Origin of the sequence: Ornithinimicrobium cerasi (genome assembly GCF_003702705.1) — a bacterium.
Lineage (GTDB): Bacteria > Actinomycetota > Actinomycetes > Actinomycetales > Dermatophilaceae > Ornithinicoccus > Ornithinicoccus cerasi.
In genome coordinates, this window is sequence record NZ_QZMN01000006.1 from 210,828 (window position 1) to 230,398 (window position 19,571).

A 19,571-nucleotide genomic window follows, 5' to 3' on the forward strand; every position below is an offset into this window, starting at 1 on the left:
GGCATACCCGACGGAGGAGCGGAGCATGGCGCACGGAGACATCACCCACATCGACATCCCGGTGGCCGACCTGGAAGCCGCCACCCAGTTCTACGGGGGACTGTTCGGGTGGCAGATCGCAGAGATTCCCGGGTTCGAGGGCTACCCCATGTGGCAGGCCCCGAACAAGATCAGCGGGGGTGGGCTGGCGCCCCGCTCGGAGGGCTTCACCCAGCCGCGCTCGTACGTCGAGGTCGACTCCATCGACGAGACGCTGGCGAAGGCGGTCGAGCTCGGCGCCGAGGTCGTGATGGAGAAGCAACCCATCAGCGAGACGAGCTGGTGGGCGATCTTCAGCGACCCCGACGGCAACGTGGTGGGTCTCTACGAGGGGACCACCGAGGCCTGAGAGGAGGGTCCGCCCGTCGGACCCCTTGACAACATACAACCGATCGGTTGTATGTTGGTGTCGTGGACGAGACGGACGAGCAGCGCGCGGACGCGTTCTTCCACGCGCTGTCCGACCGCACGCGACGCGACATCCTGCGTCGGGTGCTGGCCGGGGAGCACTCCGTCTCCGCCCTCGCGGCGAAGTACGACATGAGCTTCGCCGCGGTGCAGAAGCACGTCGCCGTCCTCGAGCGGGCCGGCCTGCTCACCAAACGTCGCCAGGGCCGCGAGCAGCTGGCCACGGGCGACGTGCAGGCCGTCCGCTCGGTCGCCTCGATGCTCTCCGAGCTCGAGGACATCTGGCGCGGTCGCGTCGACCGCATCGACACCTACCTCAAGGAGAACTGACATGCCCGTCACCGACGTCACCACGGACCCGGACAGCAGGACCATCACCATCGAGGCGCGCTTCAACGCCCCGGTCGAGCGGGTGTGGGCGCTGTATGCCGACGCCCGCCAGCTGGAGAAGGTGTGGGGTCCGCCCACCCACCCGGCGACCTTCGTGGACCACGAGCTGACGGTCGGCAGCACGTCCACCTACTTCATGACCGGACCTGAGGGCGAGAAGTACGCCGGCTTCTGGGAGATCACCGGAGTCGACGCCCCGCGCAGCTTCTCCTTCGAGGATGGCTTCGCCGACGCGGACGACTTCACCCCCACGCCCGGTCTCCCCGTCTCCCACAACGTCTTCACGTTCGAGGCGGCCGACGGTGGGACCCATGCCGTCTACACGTCCACCTACGACACGGTCGAGGCGCTCCAGCAGGTCCTCGACATGGGCGTGGAGGAGGGGGCTCGCTCCTCGATCGACCAGATCGACGGTTTCCTCGCAGCCTGAGCCGCCCAGGTCCTCGACCCAGGGCCTGACCGGCCCGTGCCTCAGCCCGGGGGGTCCTGCTCACGGGCCGGGCGCAACCCCTCCGACCACCCGGGTATGCCGTCGACGCCCGGCTCGCGCGCGACGCCGCCCACGAGGTCCTCGACGTAGGAGGCGAACCGCGGGCACTGCGCGACGTCGTGCGCCCGGCAGCGCAGGGCGTGCTCGGTCATCATCCGGGAGCGTTCCAGCTCGCGGGTCTGGGCGGCGAGCGCGTCCAGGTGCCCCTGCAGCACCTCGGCACGCCCCTCCGCGTCGACGTCGAGGAGGGCCCTGACCTGGTCGAGGCTCATCCCCGCCACCTTGCTGCTCTGGATCGTCAGCACACGGACGAGGTCGTCGCGGGAGTAGCGGCGATAACCGGAGGAGCTGCGCACCGGCGACAGCAGCCCCACGTCCTCCCAGTGCCGCAGGACATGGGGCGCGACACCGACGCGGGCGGCCAGCTCACCGACTGACCAGGACACCGGGACGGTGGGGCTTGCCTTCATGTCAACCTGAAGGTACACCCTCGAACCATGAGCGAGAACATCACCCGCAAGACAGGTCGACGCAGCCCCCATGGGGCACCAGCGGACAGCGACGCCGAGCACGAGGCGCGAACGGACAGCGAGGTCGAGCACGGGGCGCCAGCGGACAAAGACGGGGCACCGGCGGACAGGGACGTCGAGGTCGTCGTGGTCGGGGCCGGCCCGGCGGGGCTGCAGGCAGCACTCACCCTCGGGCGGGTCCACCGGGACGTCGTCCTCGTCGACGCCGGCGAGGGGCGCAACGCCCCGGCGGCGCACCTGCACAACGTCGTGACCCGCGACGGGACGCCTCCTGCGGAGTTCCGCCGGATCGCCCGCGGGGAGCTCGCGGCCTACCCGACGGTCGAGGTCAGGGACGGCCGCGTCACCCGCCTGAGAGTCGCGGAGGACGTGAGTGCCGCGGAGGAGGAAGTCGGGGAGAAGGAGGGCGGGGAGAGGGGCGGGACGGCATACCTGGTCGAGCTCGCCGACGGGTCCCGGCTGAGCACCGCCAAGGTCGTCCTCGCCACCGGGGTGCGCGACGAGCTCCCCGACGTCCCGGGGGTCGCCGACCTCTGGGGTGACCTGGTGGCGCACTGCCCGTTCTGCCACGGTCACGAGTTCGCCGGACGGCGGGTGGCGATCCTCGGAGCGGCGCCGGCGCCGCACCTCGCGGCCCTCCTGCGGCCGGTCGCGAGCGAGGTCGTCGTGCTCACCCACGGGGAGGCGGCCCCCGACGGGCTCCCGGCCGTCGTCGTGACCGATCGCGTCACGGAGGTCACCAGGTCGGGCGACGGGGTGCTGGTGCGGCTCGCCGGCGGCGGCACGCTGGAGGTGGCGGGGGTCTTCGTCGCCACCACCCTGCACCAGGCCGCGCCGTTCGCGGAGCAGCTCGGCCTGGCCGCCAACGGCTCCGGCTGCGTCCGTGTCGACGAGCGCTGCCGCACGAGTCGGCCCGGCGTCTACGCCGCGGGCGACATGGCGCACGTCGAGGCGCTGCCGATGCCGATGACCTCGGTCGCCCAGGCCATCGCCTCCGGGTCGCTCGCGGGCGCCACCGCTGCGGCCGAGCTCATCGCCGACGAGCAGGCGGCGGTGGCGCGGGCCGGCTAACCGAGCCGGGCACCACGCCAGAGGTCGATGCCCGAGTCCACCTCGTGCCGGTCGATCTCGGCGAGCTCGTCGTCGGAGAGGTCCAGCCGCCCGAGGGCACCGACGTTCTGCTCGAGCTGCTCCGGGCTGCTGGCCCCGATCAGCACCGACGACATCCGGGGGTCCCGGAGCGCCCAGGCCAGCGCCAGCTGGGCCAGCGTCTGCCCGCGCCCGGACGCGACGGCGTCCAGCGCCCTGAGGTGCTCCACCGTCTCCTCGGTGATGAGGTCCGTCGACAGGCTCTTGCCCTGCGTGGCGCGGGAACCCTCGGGCACCCCGTCGAGGTACTTTCCGGTGAGCATGCCCTGCGCCAGCGGTGAGAACGCGATGCAGCCCGCGCCGACCTCCTCCAGGGTGTCGAGCAGCCCGTCCTCCTCCGTCCAGCGGTTCAGCATCGAGTACGAGGGCTGGTGGATGAGGAGCGGGGTCCCGAGCTCGTCCAGGATCGACGCGGCCCGTCGCGTGTCCTCGGCCGAGTAGGAAGAGATACCGACGTAGAGCGCCTTGCCGGCCCGCACGATCGCGTCGAGCGCACCCATCGTCTCCTCCAGCGGCGTGTCGGGGTCCGGCCGGTGGTGGTAGAAGATGTCGACGTAGTCCAGACCGGTACGGCGCAGCGACTGGTCGAGGCTGGCGACGAGGTACTTCCGCGACCCGCCCACCTTGCCGTAGGGCCCGGGCCACATGTCCCACCCGGCCTTGGTGGAGATGACCAGCTCGTCGCGCAGGCCGGCGAAGCTGCGGCGCAGGTGCCGGGCGACGTTCTCCTCCGCAGCGCCGTAGGGCGGGCCGTAGTTGTTGGCCAGGTCGAGGTGGGTGATGCCGAGGTCGAAGGCCTTGCGCAGCACCTGTTCCTGGCGCTCGAAGGGCACGTCGTCCCCGAAGTTGTGCCACAGACCCAGGCTGACCGCCGGGAGGTCGAGGCCGGAGCGGCCGACACGGCGGTACTGCATGGAGTCGTAGCGGGACTCGGAGGGGAGGTACGTCATACCCCTCAGTCTGACGGCCCGGCCGCCGGGCGGCGCCCCCAGGACACGGAAGAGCCCCCGGTCGACTGGTCGACCGGGGGCTCTTCACTCACCGTGATGGTGCGCGAGGGGGGAGTTGAACCCCCACGTCCTTTCGGACACACGGACCTGAACCGTGCGCGTCTGCCTATTCCGCCACTCGCGCAAGTGCCGGGCAAGATTAGCACGCACCTTCTGGAGGCCCGAAATCGTCGACAGGCCTCAGCAGGGCCCGACCGCGGCCCGCTCCGCGACGTCCCTAGGATCGACGGACCGCCTCCCACCTACCAGGAGCACCGATGTCGCGTGTCGCAGTCCTGACCGGTATGACGCTCACGCTCGCCCTCGTGGGGTGCGCGCAGGCCTCGGACGACCCGTCCGCCACGCCCGCGACGGAGGTGCAGCCCTCGACGTCCGCGCCGGCGGCGGGCGTGGGCGCGACGGCCACCCCCGAGCCGACCGACGGTGACGATCAGGACGCCACCAGCGAGGAGCCGACCAGCACGGCCGGTGAGCCGGCCGAGGACGAGGCGACCGATGCGGCCTACCCGCAGGATGCAGACGCCTACCTGGACGACCTCATCGCCGCGTGGGCGGGTGGCGACACCGACCGGGTGGCAGCCCTGGTCTCGCCCGCGGTCGAGGCCGGCATCAGCGCGTGGGGGATCCCGGCCGAGGGCTGGGAGCCCTCCTCCACGAATCCCGCGACGCCCCACGAGCTGACGCGTGAGCACCCCACCGGCGGGTCGATCACGGCCTTCATGGACACCGGCTCCCTCGGAGGTGAGGCCGCCGTGGTCGACCTCCGGTTCACCGTCGGCGACCCGGCGCTGCGGCGGGCGGACAGTGCGCTCAACGCCTACGTCGACACGTTCCACACGGCGATCATCGAGCAGGACGTCCCCACCCTGGAGAGGTATGCCACGCCCGACGTCGTCGCGGCGGCGACCCGCTACAGCCCGGACACCCACGGCTCACGGATCACCGACCTCGGGTTCGTCACCGGGGCGCCCGACGGCAACCTGACGATGACCTTCGACTACCCCGACAAGCAGCCGGACGAGCGCCCCGACGCCGATCCGTTCCACATGCACCCTCAGCTGCTCGTGCTCGACCCCGACGTGGTGCTCGACGGCGGCGACCACGGGGTGGTCCACATGGGCGCCTGGATCCCGGGACCGTGAGCCACTCCCACCCCTCTTCCTCCAGGGTGCTGCCAGCGCGGACAAGTACGATCGACGCTGACCCAGCATGCGCGTCCGGTGCCGAGGACGAGGAGAGGACAGGTCGTGGGAGTGTTCGACAAGTTCGAGCGCGGGCTCGAGCGCGCCGTCAAGCAGCCTTTCGCCCGCGTCTTCAAGGCCGAGGTGCAGCCCGTCGAGATCGCCTCCGCGATGCGCAAGTCGATGGACGACCGCGCCGCCGTGCTCGGGCCGGGCCGCACGATGGTCCCCAACGTCTTCACCATCGAGCTGGCCGACACCGACTACGAGCGCCTCGACTCCTACTCCCGGGCCCTCACCGACGAGCTGGTCGCGGCCGCTGAGGACCACGCGGACGCTCAGCGGTATGTCGCGCCCGGCCCCTTCGAGGTGCGCCTCGTCTCCGGCGAGGACCTGGAGACCGGCATCTTCCGGGTGCGGCCCGCGGCCAAGGACGGACGCTCCGGCCGGGGCGGTGCCCGGGAGTACGCCCGGGCCACGCCGCGCAACGAGCGCCGCGAGCGCGACGAGCAACGGCCTCCCGAGGACGACCCGCACGCGGCATACCGTCCGCCGGTCGACGAGGCGTCCGCCGCCGCGCGCGGCGAGCGCCGTCCGCAGACCCGCGAGTTATCGCCCGACCCCGCCCCGTCCCGGGCCCGGGGCCGCTCACCCCGCCCCGTCCTGGAGGTCGAGGGGCGCAGCGTGCCGCTGTCGGCGGCGGTGACCGTCCTGGGCCGCGACTCCTCGGCCGACCTGCCCGTCGACGACCCCGGCGTCTCCCGCCGGCACGCCGAGCTGCGCATCAGCTCCGACGGCCCCCACCTCCAGGTGGTCCTGCGCGACCTGGGCTCGACCAACGGGACCTACCTCAACGGGGAGCAGGTCGGCAGCGAGGAGCTGCGCACGGGTGACCGCATCACGATCGGACGGACGCACCTCACCTTCCGTCTGGAGAATTGATGGGTGAGCTGACCCTCAACCTCGTCCGGCTCGGCGTGATCGTCCTCCTCTGGACCTTCGTCTTCTCGGTGGTCGGGGTGCTGCGCGGTGACCTCTACGGCACCCGTGTCAGCCGCAACGCCGGCCCGGCCCGGCCCACCCGCGAGACGCGGGCCGAGCGCCGCCAGCGCCGCGACAACCCCCGGCACCTGGTCGTCACCGAGGGACGCCTGCGCGGCACGACGGTGCCCCTGCACGAGTCGGGGCTGCTCGTCGGCCGCAACCCCGAGTGCTCCCTCGTCCTCACCGACGACTACGCCTCCGGACGGCACCTGCGCATCTACCCCGGGTCGGACGCCTGGTATGCCGACGACCTCGGCTCCACCAACGGCACCCTCGTCAACGGCGAGCGCATCGGCACGGGTGCCCGCCTCGACCCCGGTGCCCAGATCCGCATCGGCCAGACCGTGCTCGAGCTGCGCCGCTGACCATGCCGATCGCGCTCCGCTACGCCGCCCGCTCCAACGTGGGCCTGGGCAGCAAGTCCCGCAACGAGGACTCGGCCTACGCCGGGCCCGAGCTGCTGGTTCTCTGCGACGGCATGGGCGGGCACGCGGCGGGCGACGTGGCCAGCTCCCTCGTGGTCGGCGAGCTGGTCCACCTCGACGGCGAGTCGCACGGCGCCGACGACGCGCTCGACATCCTCGAGCAGGCCGTCGAGGAGGCCAACGACCGGCTGGCGGACGTCATGGAGGCCTACCCCGACTCCAGCGGGATGGGCACCACCTGCATCGCGATGATGCGCACCCAGAGCAAGCTGGCCGTCGCCAACATCGGCGACTCCCGCGCCTACCTGCTCCGCAACGGCCGGCTGACCCAGATCACCAAGGACCACTCCTTCGTCCAGAAGCTGCTCGACGAGGGGCGCATCGGCCCCGAGGAGGCGCTGCACCACCCCCAGCGCTCCCTGGTCACGCGGGTCCTCACCGGCCGTCCCGAGGACCGCCCCGACCTGTCTCTGCGCGAGCTCCGCCCGGGCGACCGGCTGCTGCTGTGCAGCGACGGCCTCACCGACTACGCCGCGGAGGAGACCGTCGGGGAGCTGCTGGCGCAGAGCGATCACACCCCCGGCCAGGTAGCCGACGAGCTCATCCAGCTGGCCCTGCGCGCCTCGACCCGGGACAACGTCACAGTCATCGTCGCCGACGCCGTCCACTCCGGGGCGGGCACGCTCAAGCCCCAGGTGGTCGGGGCGGCCAGCGAGGGGCGCAGCTCTCCGGCCGCGGGCACCCTCACCCCCGCGGAGAAGGCCGCCCTGCTCAGCCGCGAGGCCTCCGGCAGCCAGGTCGGCGACGGCCCGGTGCTGGCGGAGGAAGGCCCGACGCACCCGGCCCTGCGCTGGCTGCGCCGGTCGGTGGTCGCCGCCGCGGTCCTCGTCGTCCTCGGCGGCGCCGGCTGGCTGGCGTGGGCGTGGACCCAGGACCAGTTCTACGTCGGCGAGCAGGCCGGGATGGTCACCGTCTACCGAGGGCTCGCGGAGGACCTCGGCCCGGTCGCCCTGGGCCGGGCGGAGGAGCAGACGGACCTCGCGGTGGAGGACCTCCCCGCGTTCTACCAGGACCGCGTGCGCCGCACCCTCGCCGCGGACGACCGGGAGGGCGCCGACACCATCGTGGCCGAGCTGCGCCTCATCGCCGCCGGGCGGCAGGACTCGCTCAGCGGCGAGAGCGCCCCACCGGCCGCGGACGACGACCTCGCCACCGAGGCCCCCACCACGAGCGGGCCCGACACCTCGAGCCCCACCGGAGCCGGCGGGGAGCCGGACGGGTCGGTCTCGACGGGCCTGCCCCCCTCCCACCCGCTCGCCGACCTGCTCGACCTCGCCGCCACCCTCGGGGAGGAGCGTCCGTGACCACCGCCCGCCCCTCCACCGTGACCAGCCTGCACGTGCGCAGCGGGCGCCTCGTCGAGCTGGTGCTGGTCCTGTTCGCCATCGGCATCGTGGCGCTCGCCTACGTCAACGTCGGCATAGCGACCCGGGACGCGCTGCCCACCGACGTCTGGTGGCACGTGGGCATCTTCGGGGCGTTCCCGCTGGCGCTGCACGGCGTGCTCCGCTGGCGGGCCCGGTATGCCGACCCGCTCCTCCTCCCGCTCGCGACCCTCCTCAACGGGCTGGGTCTGGTGATGATCCACCGGATCGACGTCGCCCGCGGCCTGGGGGCCACCGAGGGGGTCGCCTCCCGCCAGCTGATGTGGACCGGCCTCGCGGTCGCGATGGCCGCGGCGACGCTCGTCGTCGTCCGCGACCACCGGGTGCTGCGGCGCTACACCTTCACGGCGATGGCGGTCGGGTTCGTCCTGCTCCTGCTGCCGATGCTGCCCGTGGTGGGTCAGGAGATCAACGGCTCCCGGCTGTGGGTGCGGGTCGGCCCGCTCAGCCTGCAGCCCGGCGAGCTGGCCAAGATCGCGCTGACGATCTTCTTCGCCGGCTACCTGGTCAGCACCCGCGACGCCCTCTCCCTCGTGGGGCGGCGGTTCCTCGGGCTGCAGCTGCCCCGGGCCCGGGACCTCGGGCCGATCCTCGTGGCCTGGGGCCTGTCGGTGCTGATCCTCGTGCTGCAGCGCGACCTCGGCTCCTCCCTCCTCTTCTTCGGGCTGTTCGTCGCCGTCCTCTACGTCGCCACCGAGCGGACCAGCTGGATCGTCATCGGGATGGCCCTCTTCGTCGCCGGTGCCGTGCTCGCCTGGCAGCTCTTCGGCCACGTCCAGCAGCGGGTCACCCTCTGGCTCGACCCGTTCGCGGCCGGCCAGTCCGACCAGGTCGCCAAGGGGTTGATGGGTCTGGCGCACGGCGGCATCTTCGGCACCGGGCTGGGCGAGGGCTACCCGACGATCACCTACTTCCCGGCCAGCGACTACATCGTCGCCAGCTTCGGCGAGGAGCTGGGCATGATCGGGCTGTTCGGGATCCTCGTCCTCTACGGCCTGCTCGTGGAACGCGGGCTGCGCACCGCGATCGGCGCCCGGGAGGGCTTCGGCAAGCTGCTCGCCGCGGGCATGTCCTTCACCGTCGCCCTCCAGGTCTTCGTCATCGTCGGCGGCATCACCCGCGTCATCCCGCTCACCGGTCTGACGACCCCCTTCCTGTCCTCCGGCGGCTCCTCGCTGCTGGCCAACTGGGTCATCGTCGCGCTCCTGCTGCGGATCAGCGACCACGCCCGCCGCCCCGTCTCCGAACGCCGCCAGGACCCGACCAAGGACCTGGCCCACCCCCGCGAGGTCGCTCGGTGAACACCCCGATCCGACGCCTCGCGGTGGTCGCCATGCTGATGTTCGCGGCCCTGCTGCTGTCCACGACCTGGATCCAGTTCGTCCAGGCCGAGGACCTGCGCGAGACCCCCGGCAACCGGCGCACGCTCATCGAGGGCTACAGCCGCGACCGGGGCGCGATCCTCGTCGACGGCACCGCGGTGGCCCGGTCCGAGCGCACCGACGACGAACTCGAGTGGATCCGCCGCTACGACCAGGCGACCCGCTACGCCCACGTCACCGGCTACTACTCCTTCACCTACGGGGCCGGTCTGGGCCTGGAGCGCGCCCGCAACGCCGTCCTGGCCGGCACCGACGACAGCCTCTTCTACCAACGGGTGACCGACCTGCTGACCGGCGAACCTCCCGCCGGGGCCAGCCTGGAGATCACCATCGACCCCGACGTGCAGGCCGCCGCGCAGCAGGCGCTCGGCGACCGCCGGGGTGCCGCCGTCGCCGTCGACCCCCGCACGGGGGCGATCCTGGCGATGGTGAGCAGCCCCTCCTTCGACCCCAACACCCTGTCCAGCCACCAGCTCGCCGCCGTCGACGAGGCGTTCGTCGCGCTGACCGAGGACCCGGCCAGGCCCCTCGTCAACCGCGCGCTGGCCGGTGACCTCTACCCTCCGGGATCCACCTACAAGCTCGTCGTCGCGGCCGCGGCCCTGGAGAGCGGGGACTTCCAGCCCGACAGCGAGCTCGAGGGCGGTCTGACCTACACCCTGCCCGGCACCACCACCGAGCTGCCCAACTTCGGCGGCGCGGCCTGCGACCCGCAGGACCGCCCCACCCTCGCCGAGTCGGTGCGGGTCTCGTGCAACACCTCCTTCGCCTGGCTGGCCGGAGAGCTGGGGGCCGACGCCCTGCGGGAGCAGTCGCAGGACTTCGGCTTCGACCAGGACCTGCAGGTCCCGATGACGGTCACCCCGTCGACCTACCCGGAGGCGCCCGACGACGCCCAGCTCGCGCTCACCGGCATCGGGCAGCACGAGGTGCGGGTGACGCCGCTGCAGGTGGCGATGATCTCGGCTGCCATCGCCAACGAGGGGGTCGTCATGGAGCCCTACCTCGTCCAGACGGTGCGCAACAGCGACCTGGAGGTCATCGAGGAGACCGGTCCCGGTCAGCTGTCCAGGGCCGTCTCCGGCTCGACCGCGACCGCGCTGCGGGACATGATGGTCAGCGCCGTGGAGAGCGGGTCCGGTCAGGCGGCGGCACTGCCCGGCGTGGCCGTGGCGGGCAAGACCGGCACCGCCGAGTTCGGCACCGAGGGTGCGGCGCACGGCTGGTTCACCGGGTTCGCGCCCGCGGACGACCCGCAGATCGCCCTCGCGGTGGTCGTGGAGTCGGCGACCGACGACTGGTCCGGCGAGACGGGCGGGGTGGTGGCGGCCCCGGTCGCCCGCGCGATGTTCGAGGCAGGAGTGCAGCGATGACCGAGGACCCGACCCGGGCCACGCCCCCGCCCCCGGCGGAGGAGCCCCGCCTCCTCGGGGGGCGCTACGAGGTGGGCGAGCTCATCGGGCGCGGCGGCATGGCCGACGTCCACCTCGGCCACGACCTGCGGCTCGGGCGCAGCGTCGCGATCAAGATCCTGCGCACCGACCTCGCCCGCGACTCCTCCTTCCTGGCCCGGTTCCGCCGTGAGGCCCAGGCGGCCGCAGGCCTGAGCCACCCCTCGATCGTCGGTGTCTTCGACTCCGGCGAGGAGCCGATGGTCGAGTCCGGCGGCGCCCCGCTCCACGTCCCCTACATCGTCATGGAGTACGTCGAGGGCCGCACCCTGCGCGAGCTGCTCAACGACACCCCGGGCGGCCGCCTCGCCCCGGACGAGGCCGCCCGCATCACCGCCGCGGTCCTCGCGGCCATGGACTACGCCCACGAGCGGGGTCTCGTCCACCGCGACATCAAGCCGGCCAACGTCATGGTGACCGCCGCCGGCGGCGTCAAGGTCATGGACTTCGGCATCGCCCGCGCCCTCGCCGACACCGCGGCGACGATGACCCAGACCTCCGCCGTCATGGGCACCGCCCGCTACCTCTCCCCCGAGCAGGCCCAGGGCCTCGACGTCGACGGCCGGTCCGACCTCTACTCCGTCGGCTGCCTCCTCTACGAGCTCCTCACCGGTCGCACCCCGTTCCAGGGCGACCCGGTCTCGCTCGTCTACCAGCACCTGGGCGAGACGCCCAGGCCCCCCTCGACGCACGCCGCGCACCTGCCCGAGTCGCTCGACGCCGTCACCCTGCACGCGCTCGAGAAGCGTCCGGAGACCCGCTACCAGAGCGCCGCGGACTTCCGCGCCGACCTCACCGCGATCCGCGCCGACGAGCCGGTCTCCGACGGGGCCCGTGCCAGCTACGTCGCCGTCATGGGCGCCGGGGCCGCAGCGGCCGCCCGCGCCGCCCGCGCGGGCGAGCCCACGGCGGCGGTGCCGCTGGGTGGACCGGGGTATGGCGCAGCCGACCCGGGCGGGTACGCGGACGAGGGGACCGGTCCGCTCCTCCTGCCCGGCCAGCAGCTGTCCGAGACCGGGCCGGCCGCCCGCGCGGTGCCACGCACGGCCTACGACGACGAGCGCTGGGAGCGCACCGACGAGCTGCCCGTGCGGGAGCGCCGGCACCGCGGTGCCGCGCTGCTGCTCGGGGCCCTCGCCCTGCTCGCCGTGGCAGGGGTCGCCTGGGTGCTGTGGCAGGTCCTGGGCACGGGGCCCGAGGAGCCGCCGCAGGTGGCGGTCCCGAGCACGGTGACCCTGTCCGAGGAGCGGGCCCGCGAGGTGCTGACGGCTGACGGCTTCGTGGTGCCCGAGCCGGCCACGGAGCGGACCAGCGACGCCGAGATCGGCACCGTCATCGAGCAGGACCCGCCGGGCGGCCTGGCCCCGCAGGGGTCGGAGGTGCGCCTCGTGGTCTCCTCCGGCCCGGACGCCATCGCCGTCCCCCGGTTGGCCGGGGTCGAGGAACAGGCGGCCCGGGACCAGCTCGAGCGGGAGGGCTTCACCAACGTCCGCGCCGAGGCGGAGGAGGTCGACGACCCCGACGTCGCGGAGGGGCTGGTCATCGGCACCGACCCCGAGGCGGGCCAGGAGGTCGCGCCGGACGCCGAGATCGTCCTGCGCGTCTCCAGCGGCCGGGTCGCGGTGCCCGACGTGGTCGGCGAGGACCGCGACGTGGCGGTGCGGCTGCTGAGCGAGGCCAGCCTGCGCTGGACCGTGGAGACCGTGCAGACCTGGGAGGCCGAGGCCGGCACGGTCACCGAGCAGTCCGTGGAGCCGGGCGAGGTCGTCGACCAGGAGACCGAGGTCACCATCGTCGTTGCCGAGACACCGCCGTCGACGGCCACCGTGACGGTGACCAACGAGCCCCCGCCCCCGCCGCCGGAGCCCACCCCCGAACCCACGACGGAGCCCACCCCGGAGCCGACGACGGAGCCGACCCCCGACCCGACGACAGGCCCGCCCACCGACACCGGGCCGACCACCGGCGCTCCGGGTGGACGTTAGGGACCGGTCAGCCGCCGGGTGTGGGGTCCTCGCTCGGCACCGGCGTGTCCACGGCCGTGGCGAAGCGTGGCCGGACGCCGCCGGTGAACCCCGGCATCTCCACCCGCGGGATGTCCTGGACGGCGTAGCCGAGGCCGATGGCGTCCGCCCAGGCCCGGTAGTTGGCGACCTCGGGGTCGGCGGTCAACGCGGCCTGCAGCAGCTCCGGGTCCCCCACCGCCGTGATCGTGTAGGGCGGCGAGTAGACCCGACCCTGGAGGTAGAGGGTGTTGCCCACGCACTGCACCGAGCTCGTGGCCACGATGCGCTGGTCCTGGACCATCATCGCCTCGGCGCCGCCGGCCCACAGCGCGTTGACGACGGCCTGCAGGTCCTGCTGGTGCACCACGACGTCGTCGGGGGAGTAGCCGTCGGGGAGGGTGTCGAGGGTGTAGCCGGCGTCGTCGAGGGTCACCTGCACGGCCGGTCCCGCCACCGGGGCGAGACCGACGGTGGGGGCGATGCGGTCCGCCCGCAGCGACGCCCGCCGCGCCTCGCCGTTCTCCACCTGCGCCTGCAGGTCCCCGACCTGCGTCCGCAGCTCCTCCGCCTCCTCGTTGAGCTCGCGCACCTGCTGGTCGCGAGCGGTGATGAGGGTGACGAGGTCGCTGGCGCCGCTGGGGGTCGGCGCCGCGCGGGCCAGCGCCGCGCTGGTGCCGAAGAGCAGACCGGCGAGCGCGCACACCGCGGTGACACCGGCGGTCCGCGCCCGGGCCCGCCCGGCGGGGGAGGACACCGCCGTGCCCCTGCCGGTCCGGTCGCTGGGTGCGTCGCTCATCCGCACCAGCGTATCCGCGTATCCTGACCGGACCACCCAGTTTCGAAGGAGACCGTCGTGCCCGAGTCCCGCGGCCGAGAGGGCGCCAGGGAGCGCGCCCGTCGCACCAGCGAGCTGCCCTCCCAGACCCAGAAGATCCAGACCAACCCGGCATGGTTCGTGCCGGTGATGTGCGCGCTGATGATCGTCGGGGTGCTCTGGGTCGCGACCTTCTACATCACGGCGGGCGCCTGGCCGATCGAGTCCATCCGCTACTGGAACCTCGGCATCGGCATGGGCCTCATCATGGCCGGGTTCGCGATGGCGACCCAGTGGCGCTGACCCCACGTCGTCCACAGGTTGTCCCCACCCTGGGGATAATCACACCCGTGTAACTCCACCGCCTGTGGACAACCTCCTTCGCGGAGGTCGTCCGGCCCTCACCCGGTGAACGGGGTGAAGGCGGACGGGCCGAGCACCTGGACCAGTCGCCATACCGCGACGGCTGCGAGGAGCAGGGCGAGCGCGCCCAGCGCGGGCCACATCCACCGCCGCCGCCGCGCGGCCTCCGCGGTCCGCCCGGGCGCGGAGGTGAGCGCCAGCAGACCGCCGATGGCGGCGCCGGTGACCGCCCCCCCGATGTGGGCCTGCCAGGCGATGTTGCTCACGAAGAACGGGAGCGCCAGGTTGAGCCCGATCATCACCAGCAGCGGCGTGGGGGACTGGCCGGAGCGCAGCGACACGACGACGTGGAGCAGGAGCAGTCCGAAGATCGCGCCCGAGGCGCCGACCACCTGGACGAACCAGCCCGGGTCGGGCGGGGCGAGCAGCAGGACGCCCACGGAGCCGCCGACGGCGCACAGCAGGTAGATCACGAGGAACTTCACCGGTCCCAGCAGGCGCTCCAGGAGCGGTCCGAACGCGTACAGGATGTACATGTTGAACGCGATGTGCAGGAAGCTGCTGGGCGAGTGCACGAAGGCGCTGGTCAGGAACCGCCACGGCTCGGCGCCCGCCAGCACCCCGACGAACGACAGCTCGCGGGTCAGGGCCGGGGAGGCCAGCTGGCCGGCGAAGACGAGCACGCACAGCCCGAGCAGGGTCCAGGTCACGTAGGGCGTACCGCCCGTGGAGGCCACCGCCCCGAAGCGGGTGCGGGGGGTGGGCACCGTCCGCGCGCCCTCCTTCACGCAGTCGACGCACTGCACGCCCACGGCCGCGGGCCGCTGGCAGTCCGGGCACACCGGCCGCTCGCACCGCTGGCAGCGGATGTAGGACACCCGGTCCGGGTGGCGGGGGCAGGTCGGGGCGGAGGAGGTATGCCGCCCCGACCCGTCCCCGCCGCCGTCCCCGGGGGCGGCGGGGGACGAGGAGGGTGGGGTGCTCACGGGGAGGGGGTCAGCGCTCGACCGAGACGCGCTCGATGACCACCGGGTCGACCGGCTTGTCGTTGCGGCCCGTCTTGACGGCGGCGATGGCGTCGACGACGTCGCGCGAGGTCTGGTCGCTCACCTCGCCGAAGATCGTGTGCTTGCCCTGGAGCCAGGTCGTCGCGTCGACGGTGATGAAGAACTGCGAGCCGTTGGTCCCCTTGCCCATGCGCTTGCCGGCGTTGGCCATCGCCAGCATGTAGGGCTGGGTGAAGCTCTTGTCCGGGCTGATCTCGTCGTCGAACGCGAACCCGGGCCCGCCGGTGCCCTCGCCCAGGGGGCACCCGCCCTGGATCATGAACCCGGGGATGATGCGGTGGAAGGTGAGGCCGTCGTAGTAGGGCTGGGGGTTGGTCCGACCGGCGTCGTCCCGGTACTCCTTCTCCCCGGTGGCCAGGCCGACGAAGGTGTCGACCGTCTTCGGCGCGGCGTGCTCGAAGAGCGTGACAGCGATGTCGCCGTGGTTGGTGTGCAGCGTGACGTTCATGCGCCCCAGTCTCGCACGCGACCCGACGCGAACCCCCGTTGGTCAAGCGGCGGCGGGCAGGGCAGGATGGGAGTCAACCCCACAGAACAAGGAGGGACATCCGTGTTCATCAAGACCGACGCCGAGCGCGCCAGCGCCCAGGCGAGCAAGGCCCGTCACGACGCCGCCGTGGCCGGCAGCAACGCCGCCACCGGTGCCCGCAACCTTGGTGCCGCCGTCCTGGCCACCCTGGCCGAGGCGACCGCACCCGCGGACGACAAGAGCGGCAAGCGGCACGCCCGCAAGGCCCGTGCCAAGGCGCTCAAGCTCGCCGGCAAGGACAAGCAGGCCCTCGAGAAGGCCGCGCAGAAGGCCGCCACCCACAGCCGCAAGGCCGCGGGCCACGGCCGCAAGGAGCTCGACAAGCGCGGCTCCGAGGCCGGCGGGGTCGTGGCCGCCCTGGCCGGGACCGCCGGTGCGCGCGCCAGCGCGAGCGCCGCCCGAGCCGCCGACGTGGCCCGCGAGCAGGGCCACCAGGCCGCCGAGGCGCTGCGTCAGCAGACGTCCCACGCGGCCGAGGTCATCAAGGAGCGTTCCGCCCCCGTCGGGGAGGCCGCCGCCGAGAAGGCCGGCCTGACCGCCGCGATGCTCGGGGCCCTCGCGGCCGCCGCGCGCGAGAAGGCCCAGGAGACCCGCGTGCGCGCCGCCGCCGGCGTCGACCACGGGATCGACGTGGCCGTGCCGCGCGCCCAGGAGGGCGTCGCCGCCGTCGGCCCCCGGGTCGACCACCTGCGCGACGTCATCAACGACGAGCTGCTGCCCAAGATCCAGGCCATGCTCGGCGAGGTGCAGACCGGTAAGGACCGCGTGCTGGCCAAGGACGCCGCCGTGGTGGCCGCGACCCGCGGCCACCGCAAGGGCGGGGTGCTCATCACGCTCGGCGTCCTGGCGGCGCTGGGGGCCGGTGTCGCCTGGTACCTGTCCCAGCAGCAGCGCAGCACCGCGCGCGACCCCTGGGCCAGCACCTCCGACGAGGACCCCTGGGCGAGCCGCGCCCCGGTCGGCACCGAGGACGTGGCCGTGGTGGACGGCAGCGACGGCACGGCGGTGACCCCGGCGTTCGCGGCCGGCGGGACCTCCGGTCTGGCGACCGCCACGACAGCGGGCACGTCCGGCGGCTCCGACCTCACCACGTCGGTCCCCGCGACGGCGGACACCGGCAGCACGACGAGCACTGCCCACGAGAGCACGACCTACGAGAGGACGACCGACATGAGCGACACCGGCCCGGTCGACTCCGGCTCGACCAGCACCGGAGCCACCGGCGACGGCACCGGCGGCGAGTTCCCGCACATGCTCGAGTCCGAGGAGATCGACGACCTCGGGTCGACCGACCCGCTGACGACCGAGGAGCAGACCCCCGGGGAGACCCCGGAGGACCTCGACCGTCACACCACCGACGACGGTCTCGCGGGCACCGGCACCGACGAGCGGACCGACCTCGCCGCGGACGACGCCCGCCGCGACGGCGACACCGTCTAAGACGCCCGCCCGCACCAGCCTGACCCCGAGGCGCCCCGACCACCAGGTCGGGGCGCCTCCGGCGTTCCGCCGCCGGACCTCCTGCGTCACACCCGTTGCACGACACACCGGGGGAGAAGGGCGTCCTCGCACGTCAGCGCACCTACGCTGCAGCTAGCCAGGTCGAGGAGGTGTGCCCGTGTCGGTCCCCGCACGCGCCCTCGTCGCGCCCTCGCGGGACGAGCGGCGCACGCTCGACCCGCCCGAGCCCACGGCATACCCGCCCGAGCTGCTGGAGCCGCAGACCCTCCAGGCACCGCCCCGACGCCGCCGACGCGGTGGACGCGGGCCCTCGGGCCTCGACCCCCGGCCCGGCCTCATCCCCGGGCTGGACGGCCTCCGGGCGATCGCCGTCGCCGCGGTCCTCGTCTACCACCTCGTGCCGGGGGCGCTGCCCGGCGGCTTCCTCGGCGTCGACGTCTTCTTCGTCGTCAGCGGCTTCCTCATCACCACGCTGCTGGCCCGCGAGCTCGCCGACCACGGCCGGCTCGACCTGCCCTCGTTCTGGCGGCGCCGCGCGCGCCGGTTGGTCCCACCCCTGCTCATCGTCGTCCTCGTCAGCGTCACCGCGGCCCGGTTCGTCGGCGGCGACCTCCTCGTCGGCATCGGTCGCCAGACGGTCGGGGCGCTGACCTTCACCACCAACTGGCTCGAGCTGGCGGCGGGGGCGAGCTACTTCGCGTCCACGTCGCCGATCCTCTTCGTCAACTTCTGGTCGCTCGCGGTGGAGGAGCAGTTCTACCTCCTCTGGCCGCTCACCCTCGTGCTCGCCCTGGCGCTGACGCGGACCACCCGCCAGCGCGTCCTCGCGGTGGCCGGCATCGGGGTGGCGAGCGCGGTCGCGATGGCCGTGCTGGCCGACCCCGGCGGCGACTCGACCCGCGCCTACTACGGCACCGACACCCACCTCATGGGGCTGATGGGCGGAGCCGCGCTCGCGCTCGCCTGGGCCGACCCGGGGAACCGCGCCGGGCTGCGCACCCCGCTCTGGCGGCGCTGGCGCGGGTATGCCGTGCTCGGCGCCCTCGCGGTGCTCCTCGCCCAGATGCGCTGGATGGGCGAGGACAGCCCGCTGACCTTCCGCGGCGGGATCCTGCTGGCCTCGCTCGCGACCGTCGTCCTGGTCGCGGGGCTGCTCGAGGCCGACGGCCCGTGGCGGCGGCTCATGCAGCTGGCGCCGCTGCGCTGGCTGGGGGAGCGGTCCTACGGCATCTACCTGTGGCACTGGCCCGTCATCGTCATCCTCGCCGCCGTGTTCCCCTACGCGCCGGGGACGGCCACGGCTGCGGTCGTGATCACCTCCGCGCTCCTGCTCACCCTGACCCTGGCCGAGCTCTCGTTCCGGCTGGTCGAGCGTCCGGTGCGGCGCCGGGGCATGCGCCGGTCGGTGCGCGCCCTGGCCTCGTGGTTCACCACCCCCTGGCGGGTGAGCCGCGGGCCGCGGATCGTGGCCGGGATCCTCGCGCTGATGCTCGTGGCGACCGTGGTGGCGGTGCTGACCGCCCCCGAGAAGTCGGCCACCCAGGAACAGATCGAGGCCACCGAGGCCAGGCTCGCGCAGGGCGGGGCCGACCCGGGGACCGGCGCCCCGGAGGGGACGGGGAGCACGGCGGGCGTGCAGGCCGGTGCCCTGGGCGCCGGGCTGGGACTGACGACAGGCGAGGCCGCGGCTGCGGAGGGCACGGCGGGCGAGGCGGGGGCCCAGGACGAGGCGGTCGCGCCGCCCGTCGACGAGGCGGAGGGTGCGGGGGAGGACACGGCTGAGGACGAGGCGGCGGCCGAGGAGGAGGCCGACGGTGACGGGGCCGCCGAGGGCGACGGCACGGCATACACGGAGGACGAGCAGGGTCTGCTCGTCCCCGCCGGCGAGGAGATCACCGCGATCGGCGACTCGCTCGTGGTGACCAGCGCGGACGGCCTCACCTACCGCTTCCCGGGCATCGGCTACATCGCCAAGTCCAACCGCCAGTGGCCGGACGCCGCCGGTCTCATCGAGGCGGGGCTGGCCGACGGGACGATCCGCGACAACGTGGTCCTGCACTACGGCACCAACGCCGGGGTCGACGAGGCTGCGCTGCGCGGCGCGCTCGAGGCGCTGGGCCCGGAGCGGCGCGTCGTGGTGATGAACCTCTACGTGCAGGCCTCGTTCACCGAGTCCTCCAACGCCACCATCGAGCAGGTCGTCGCCGACTTCCCGCACGCCGTCGTCGGCGACTGGGCGGGCACCGTGAGCGCCCAGCCGCAGGTGCTGCAGAGCGACCGCGTGCACCCCGACCTCGAGGGCATGCACGTGTATGCCGAGGTCGTCGCCAGGGCCTTCGACGAGCTCGCACGACGCGACGCCTGAGGGCCGCGTCAGCCGCGCCGTG

Annotated in this window: 19 protein-coding genes and 1 tRNA gene; 14 read left to right on the forward strand and 6 right to left on the reverse strand. The window is 73.4% G+C overall.

Going from position 1 to position 19,571, the window contains the following annotated elements; genetic code table 11:
- The first annotated feature begins 25 nt into the window (after window positions 1-25).
- From D4B81_RS09015 to D4B81_RS09025, 3 genes are all read left to right on the forward strand, one after another.
- Window positions 26-388 (forward strand): VOC family protein, encoded by a 363-nt coding sequence (locus D4B81_RS09015; RefSeq protein WP_097189422.1) that lies wholly within the window; start codon window positions 26-28, stop codon window positions 386-388.
- A 62-nt stretch (window positions 389-450) separates the two neighbouring features.
- Entirely contained in the window at window positions 451-777 is a 327-nt protein-coding gene (locus D4B81_RS09020; RefSeq protein WP_122262095.1) for an ArsR/SmtB family transcription factor, read from the forward strand.
- A 1-nt stretch (window position 778) separates the two neighbouring features.
- A complete protein-coding gene (locus D4B81_RS09025; protein ID WP_122262096.1) occupies window positions 779-1,267 on the forward strand; it encodes an SRPBCC family protein in 489 nt (162 codons plus the stop codon).
- A gap of 41 nt (window positions 1,268-1,308) precedes the next feature.
- Here D4B81_RS09025 and D4B81_RS09030 read toward each other — a convergent pair whose 3' ends face one another.
- Window positions 1,309-1,797: a helix-turn-helix domain-containing protein gene (locus tag D4B81_RS09030; protein ID WP_122262097.1), complete on the reverse strand. Its 489-nt coding sequence runs from the start codon at window positions 1,795-1,797 to the stop codon at window positions 1,309-1,311.
- Between the two features lie 27 nt (window positions 1,798-1,824).
- On the opposite strand from D4B81_RS09030, the gene D4B81_RS09035 reads away from it, so the two are divergent.
- Window positions 1,825-2,928 (forward strand): NAD(P)/FAD-dependent oxidoreductase, encoded by a 1,104-nt coding sequence (locus D4B81_RS09035; protein ID WP_122262098.1) that lies wholly within the window; start codon window positions 1,825-1,827, stop codon window positions 2,926-2,928.
- Here the strand turns inward: D4B81_RS09035 and mgrA are convergent.
- On the reverse strand, window positions 2,925-3,956 hold the full coding sequence (gene mgrA / locus D4B81_RS09040) for an L-glyceraldehyde 3-phosphate reductase (RefSeq protein WP_122262099.1): 1,032 nt from the start codon (window positions 3,954-3,956) through the stop codon (window positions 2,925-2,927). The genes D4B81_RS09035 and mgrA overlap by 4 nt on opposite strands.
- 97 nt (window positions 3,957-4,053) lie before the next feature.
- Window positions 4,054-4,140: transfer RNA gene (locus tag D4B81_RS09045), tRNA-Leu, on the reverse strand.
- 133 nt (window positions 4,141-4,273) lie between these two features.
- On the opposite strand from D4B81_RS09045, the gene D4B81_RS09050 reads away from it, so the two are divergent.
- The 7 genes from D4B81_RS09050 to pknB all read left to right on the forward strand — a co-directional run bounded on the left by D4B81_RS09050 (window position 4,274) and on the right by pknB (window position 12,929).
- Window positions 4,274-5,158, forward strand: a complete 885-nt coding sequence (locus D4B81_RS09050; RefSeq protein WP_161965077.1) for a hypothetical protein — start codon at window positions 4,274-4,276, stop codon at window positions 5,156-5,158.
- 105 nt (window positions 5,159-5,263) lie between these two features.
- Entirely contained in the window at window positions 5,264-6,139 is an 876-nt protein-coding gene (locus tag D4B81_RS09055) for an FhaA domain-containing protein (RefSeq protein WP_122262101.1), read from the forward strand.
- Complete coding sequence (locus D4B81_RS09060; RefSeq protein ID WP_097189415.1) at window positions 6,139-6,606, forward strand: FHA domain-containing protein FhaB/FipA; 468 nt, start codon at window positions 6,139-6,141, stop codon at window positions 6,604-6,606. The genes D4B81_RS09055 and D4B81_RS09060 overlap by 1 nt, the downstream gene beginning before the upstream one ends.
- Before the next feature lie 2 nt (window positions 6,607-6,608).
- Window positions 6,609-8,030, forward strand: coding sequence for a PP2C family protein-serine/threonine phosphatase (locus D4B81_RS09065; protein WP_202613631.1), 1,422 nt, complete (start codon window positions 6,609-6,611; stop codon window positions 8,028-8,030).
- A complete protein-coding gene (locus D4B81_RS09070) occupies window positions 8,027-9,412 on the forward strand; it encodes an FtsW/RodA/SpoVE family cell cycle protein (protein WP_237565911.1) in 1,386 nt (461 codons plus the stop codon). The genes D4B81_RS09065 and D4B81_RS09070 overlap by 4 nt, the downstream gene beginning before the upstream one ends.
- Window positions 9,409-10,866 carry a peptidoglycan D,D-transpeptidase FtsI family protein gene (locus tag D4B81_RS09075; RefSeq protein WP_122262102.1) on the forward strand — a complete coding sequence of 486 codons (1,458 nt, stop codon included), beginning with the start codon at window positions 9,409-9,411 and terminating at the stop codon, window positions 10,864-10,866. The genes D4B81_RS09070 and D4B81_RS09075 overlap by 4 nt, the downstream gene beginning before the upstream one ends.
- Complete coding sequence (gene pknB, locus D4B81_RS09080) at window positions 10,863-12,929, forward strand: Stk1 family PASTA domain-containing Ser/Thr kinase (protein ID WP_122262103.1); 2,067 nt, start codon at window positions 10,863-10,865, stop codon at window positions 12,927-12,929. The genes D4B81_RS09075 and pknB overlap by 4 nt, the downstream gene beginning before the upstream one ends.
- Window positions 12,930-12,936: 7 nt before the next feature.
- Here pknB and D4B81_RS09085 read toward each other — a convergent pair whose 3' ends face one another.
- On the reverse strand, window positions 12,937-13,746 hold the full coding sequence (locus D4B81_RS09085) for a DUF881 domain-containing protein (protein ID WP_122262104.1): 810 nt from the start codon (window positions 13,744-13,746) through the stop codon (window positions 12,937-12,939).
- 57 nt (window positions 13,747-13,803) lie between these two features.
- Between D4B81_RS09085 and D4B81_RS09090 the strand changes: the two genes are divergently transcribed.
- The gene (locus tag D4B81_RS09090; RefSeq protein ID WP_122262105.1) at window positions 13,804-14,067 is read left to right on the forward strand and encodes a cell division protein CrgA; all 264 of its coding nucleotides are present in this window, start codon (window positions 13,804-13,806) and stop codon (window positions 14,065-14,067) included.
- A 98-nt stretch (window positions 14,068-14,165) separates the two neighbouring features.
- Here the strand turns inward: D4B81_RS09090 and D4B81_RS09095 are convergent, their stop codons facing one another.
- Together D4B81_RS09095 and D4B81_RS09100 are read right to left on the reverse strand one after the other, a co-directional pair.
- On the reverse strand, window positions 14,166-15,113 hold the full coding sequence (locus tag D4B81_RS09095; RefSeq protein WP_122262106.1) for a rhomboid family intramembrane serine protease: 948 nt from the start codon (window positions 15,111-15,113) through the stop codon (window positions 14,166-14,168).
- A 10-nt stretch (window positions 15,114-15,123) separates the two neighbouring features.
- The gene (locus D4B81_RS09100; RefSeq protein WP_122262107.1) at window positions 15,124-15,642 is read right to left on the reverse strand and encodes a peptidylprolyl isomerase; all 519 of its coding nucleotides are present in this window, start codon (window positions 15,640-15,642) and stop codon (window positions 15,124-15,126) included.
- A gap of 102 nt (window positions 15,643-15,744) precedes the next feature.
- On the opposite strand from D4B81_RS09100, the gene D4B81_RS09105 reads away from it, so the two are divergent.
- Both D4B81_RS09105 and D4B81_RS09110 read left to right on the forward strand, forming a co-directional pair.
- Complete coding sequence (locus D4B81_RS09105; RefSeq protein ID WP_122262108.1) at window positions 15,745-17,163, forward strand: hypothetical protein; 1,419 nt, start codon at window positions 15,745-15,747, stop codon at window positions 17,161-17,163.
- Window positions 17,164-17,341: 178 nt separating this feature from the next.
- Window positions 17,342-19,549, forward strand: a complete 2,208-nt coding sequence (locus D4B81_RS09110; protein ID WP_161965078.1) for an acyltransferase family protein — start codon at window positions 17,342-17,344, stop codon at window positions 19,547-19,549.
- Window positions 19,550-19,571 lie beyond the last annotated feature (22 nt).

Coding starts and splice junctions, on each gene's coding strand:
- D4B81_RS09050 (WP_161965077.1), top strand. CDS start 4,274: ATGTCGCGTGTCGCAGTCCTGACCGGTATGACGCTCACGCTCGCCCTC.
- pknB (WP_122262103.1), top strand. CDS start 10,863: ATGACCGAGGACCCGACCCGGGCCACGCCCCCGCCCCCGGCGGAGGAG.
- D4B81_RS09100 (WP_122262107.1), bottom strand. CDS start 15,642: ATGAACGTCACGCTGCACACCAACCACGGCGACATCGCTGTCACGCTC.
- D4B81_RS09060 (WP_097189415.1), top strand. CDS start 6,139: ATGGGTGAGCTGACCCTCAACCTCGTCCGGCTCGGCGTGATCGTCCTC.
- D4B81_RS09015 (WP_097189422.1), top strand. CDS start 26: ATGGCGCACGGAGACATCACCCACATCGACATCCCGGTGGCCGACCTG.
- D4B81_RS09025 (WP_122262096.1), top strand. CDS start 779: ATGCCCGTCACCGACGTCACCACGGACCCGGACAGCAGGACCATCACC.
- D4B81_RS09035 (WP_122262098.1), top strand. CDS start 1,825: ATGAGCGAGAACATCACCCGCAAGACAGGTCGACGCAGCCCCCATGGG.
- D4B81_RS09085 (WP_122262104.1), bottom strand. CDS start 13,746: ATGAGCGACGCACCCAGCGACCGGACCGGCAGGGGCACGGCGGTGTCC.
- D4B81_RS09065 (WP_202613631.1), top strand. CDS start 6,609: ATGCCGATCGCGCTCCGCTACGCCGCCCGCTCCAACGTGGGCCTGGGC.
- D4B81_RS09030 (WP_122262097.1), bottom strand. CDS start 1,797: ATGAAGGCAAGCCCCACCGTCCCGGTGTCCTGGTCAGTCGGTGAGCTG.
- mgrA (WP_122262099.1), bottom strand. CDS start 3,956: ATGACGTACCTCCCCTCCGAGTCCCGCTACGACTCCATGCAGTACCGC.